Source organism: bacterium, assembly GCA_008933615.1.
Classification (GTDB): Bacteria; CLD3; CLD3; order SB21; family SB21; genus SB21.
Genome location: WBUR01000083.1, coordinates 1 through 3,537 on the forward strand (window position 1 = coordinate 1; position 3,537 = coordinate 3,537).

Genomic DNA, 3,537 nt, shown 5'->3' on the forward strand with positions numbered 1-3,537 from the left:
CCTTTCTTTAAGACAAGTCGGAGAGGAATATATCGCGCCCACTACACAGATTGAACAAGAGCTCTGCACCATCTGGTCTGAAGTTCTGCGTATTGAGAAGATCGGAATCCATGATAACTTCTTTAAAATCGGGGGCGATTCTATCATCAGCATACAGATCGTCGCAAAAGCCCGGCAAAAAGATATCCATCTAGCAGTTAAAGATATATTTAATCACCCAACCATTGCAGACCTAACTCTCGTCGCTCAAGCTCAAGAAGATACACTTACCCTTAAACCTGAACAAGGTACTGTCACAGGAGATATCCCTCTTACACCCATCCAGCATTACTTCTTTGAACAACAGCTTAAAAATCCTCATCACTATAATCAAGCCATGCTTCTGCAGGTCAATGGCCCCCTTAACCCTGCTTTATTACGTCAAGCCTTTGAACAACTCATTCGGCATCATGATGCCCTCAGATGCCGTTATCATTATGAAGAAACCTGGAAGCAAGAGAACCTAAATCATGAAGACATAGGGCTTGTCTGGAGTATCATTGATCTCTCACATATTCCTAATCAAGATCTACCAATTCAAATTGAACAGCAGGCAACGCTTCTTCAACAAAGTTTAATAATTGAAACAGGCCCCCTCCTTAAAGTAGCATTGTTCGATTGCGGTCTCAAAAGGCCAGCTCGTTTGTTGATTGCTATTCATCACTTAGTCGTTGATGGGGTATCCTGGCGGATCTTACTCGAAGATTTAAATTATGTTTATCAAAACCAAACACCAACTCTCCCCTCAAAAACCCATTCCTATCAACAGTGGGGCCAAGCTCTAGTCGCTTATGCACAATCCGAAGAACTGAAACAACAAATCCCTTATTGGCAAACAATTGAACAATCTCTTCAACCCTTGCCGATTGATTTTAACAAAGGACCCCATACAGGGACTCATACAGACACTATTGCGCTTGCTCTGACCCCTGAAGAAACGACAGCTCTCTTACAAAGAGTCCCCAAAGCTTATCGTACACAAATCAATGATATCCTTTTAGCGGCTCTTGTCTTAGCTGTTGGAGATTGGACACAAAACTATAGTCTTTCGCTTTCTTTAGAAGGACATGGTCGAGAGAATATCATCAAAGATATCGATTTATCACGTACCGTCGGATGGTTTACCTCCATCTTCCCCGTCTACCTTAGCGTGGAAGATCCCTCTGATCTTGGAGAGATCATTAAAACCGTCAAGGAAACCCTGCGACAAATCCCTGATAAGGGCATTGGATACGGGATTTTAAAATATCTAACACAGGAAAAACCTTTATCTGCTGCTCCCGTTGAGTCTGATCCCATCGTCTACCCACCACATGCTCATCCAAGCCTAAGCTTTAACTACTTAGGGCAATGGGATAACACTCTTGCCCAAGAAGAACTCTTTGGCTTTGCGCGGGAATCAGCCGGCTGTTCCATAGCTCTGGAAAATACTTCCACTTATCTCTTAAATATTAACTGTGAAGTCAGACAAGGTATCCTCCAGCTCTTCTGGAGTTACAGTACCCATCATTATCAATCACAAACCATACAATCCCTTGCTCAAGCCTTTGCTTACAGACTTAAACAGATCATCCACCATTGCTCTCAAGAAGAAAATTTTGGATATACACCATCAGATTTTAACCTCTTATCTCTTTCTCAATTCGCTCTGGATAAAAACTTTGGGTGCATTCCTCTTATTGAGTCGATCTATCCTCTTTCACCGATGCAATCTGGGTTATTATTCCAAGCCCTATACGCTCCAACCTCAGATGCTTACTTTGTGCAAACTATTTTTGAGCTCGAGGGTGAGCTTGATATACAAGCACTGAGATCAACCTGGCAGCTAGTATGTGACCACCACCCAATCTTAAGGACAGGGTTTATATGGGAAAAGCTCGAAACCCCCCTACAGTATGTTTTAGAAACAACGCAACTTCCCTTTACAGAGCTTGACTGGACTGGGCTTACGGAAGATGAGCAACAAGAGATCTTCGAAGAATTTATCCAAGAAGATCGGCAAAGGGGATTTGATCTAAGAAAAGCACCGCTCTTTAGAATTACGCTAATTCGATGTTCTCAAGATAAATGTTACATGCTCTGGAGCCAGCATCATATTTTAACAGATGGCTGGTGTTTACCTATCCTCTTAGGAGATGTATTCAAAACTTATGCCGCGATAAAGCAAAGGAAAGAACCTCAACTGGCTCTTCGTCGTCCTTATCGAGACTATATAGCTTGGTTGCAACAGCAGGATATGGAAGAAGCCAAAACTTTCTGGAAGAAGTATCTCTGTTCCATAGAAGAACCGACACGATTAAGCTTTAAGGGTCTCGTTGAACCCAACGAAAAGGATTACGAGAACTACTCTGTTGTTTTGTCTCTTGAAGAAACGGATAGATTAAAACATTTCGCTCAAGATAACGGCCTTACCTTGAATACTGTGATCCAGGGCGCCGTGGGACTTGTCTTAAAGGCTTATACAGGACAAGCAGAACCCGTGATGGGAGTGACTGTCTCGGGAAGAAACATAGATTTTCCAGGCATAGAAGAGATGGTGGGCATCTTTATTAATACCCTTCCTTTAAAAGTAAGCCCACAACCTGAAGATTCTGTTCTTTCTTTCCTCACAAATCTGCAAGAAGACGCTCAAAAGTTAAATGAGTATGCCTATACACCCCTCGCGCAAATCCAAAACTGGTCAAACATCCATCAAAGCTTGTTTAACGTGATATTTGTGTTTGAGAACTATCCCATAGGAGAAAATGTTGAGCCTAGAAAGGATAGCTTTAGAATAAAGGGAGTCCAAGGGATAGAAAAAACGGAATATCCTCTAACGGTCGTTATCGGGCCTGGGCGACAACTTCATATCAGCCTAGCTTACCAGACCGTACATTTTAATGAAGCGTATATTCAGAAATTGTCTGGCCATATTCACCAAATCCTCCGAGGTATATTACAATCTCAAGAGAGCGATAAACTAATAACAACTCTTCAAGATCTGTCTCTTTTAACCTCTGCAGAGAAGCAGCAGATTCTTATTGAATGGAACGATACCAAAGCAGACTATCCAAAGAACAAAACGATCCATCAGTTGTTTGAGGAACAAGTAGAAAAGACACCGGACAATATTGCTGTTGTCTTTGAAGACCAAGAGCTCACCTATCAGCAGCTCAATGAGAAAGCCAACCAATTAGCTCACTATCTCAGGACACTCGGGGTGGGACCAGATACACTCGTCGCCATTGCGGTTGAACGGTCCCTGGAGATGATCATTGGCTTATTGGGCATCTTGAAAGCAGGAGGGGCTTATGTCCCACTCGATCCTGATTACCCGCAAGAGCGCCTCCAGTTCATGCTTGATGATACTCAAGCTTCTGTCCTTATCACACACTCTCAACTGCAGGATAAACTCAAAGAAACACTAGCCTCCTATTCAGGTCAAACTGTTATTCTGGATCAGACTGAACATATCCTCCAGCAACAGGAAACAACTACACCACTCCCGCTCGCTTTGCC

Annotated in this window: 1 protein-coding gene; it reads left to right on the forward strand. The window is 42.8% G+C overall.

The annotated features are described in order from the left end of the window. Positions 1 to 3,537 (forward strand): AMP-binding protein (locus tag F9K33_16435; protein ID KAB2877418.1); only part of this gene is annotated, 3,537 nt, incomplete at both ends.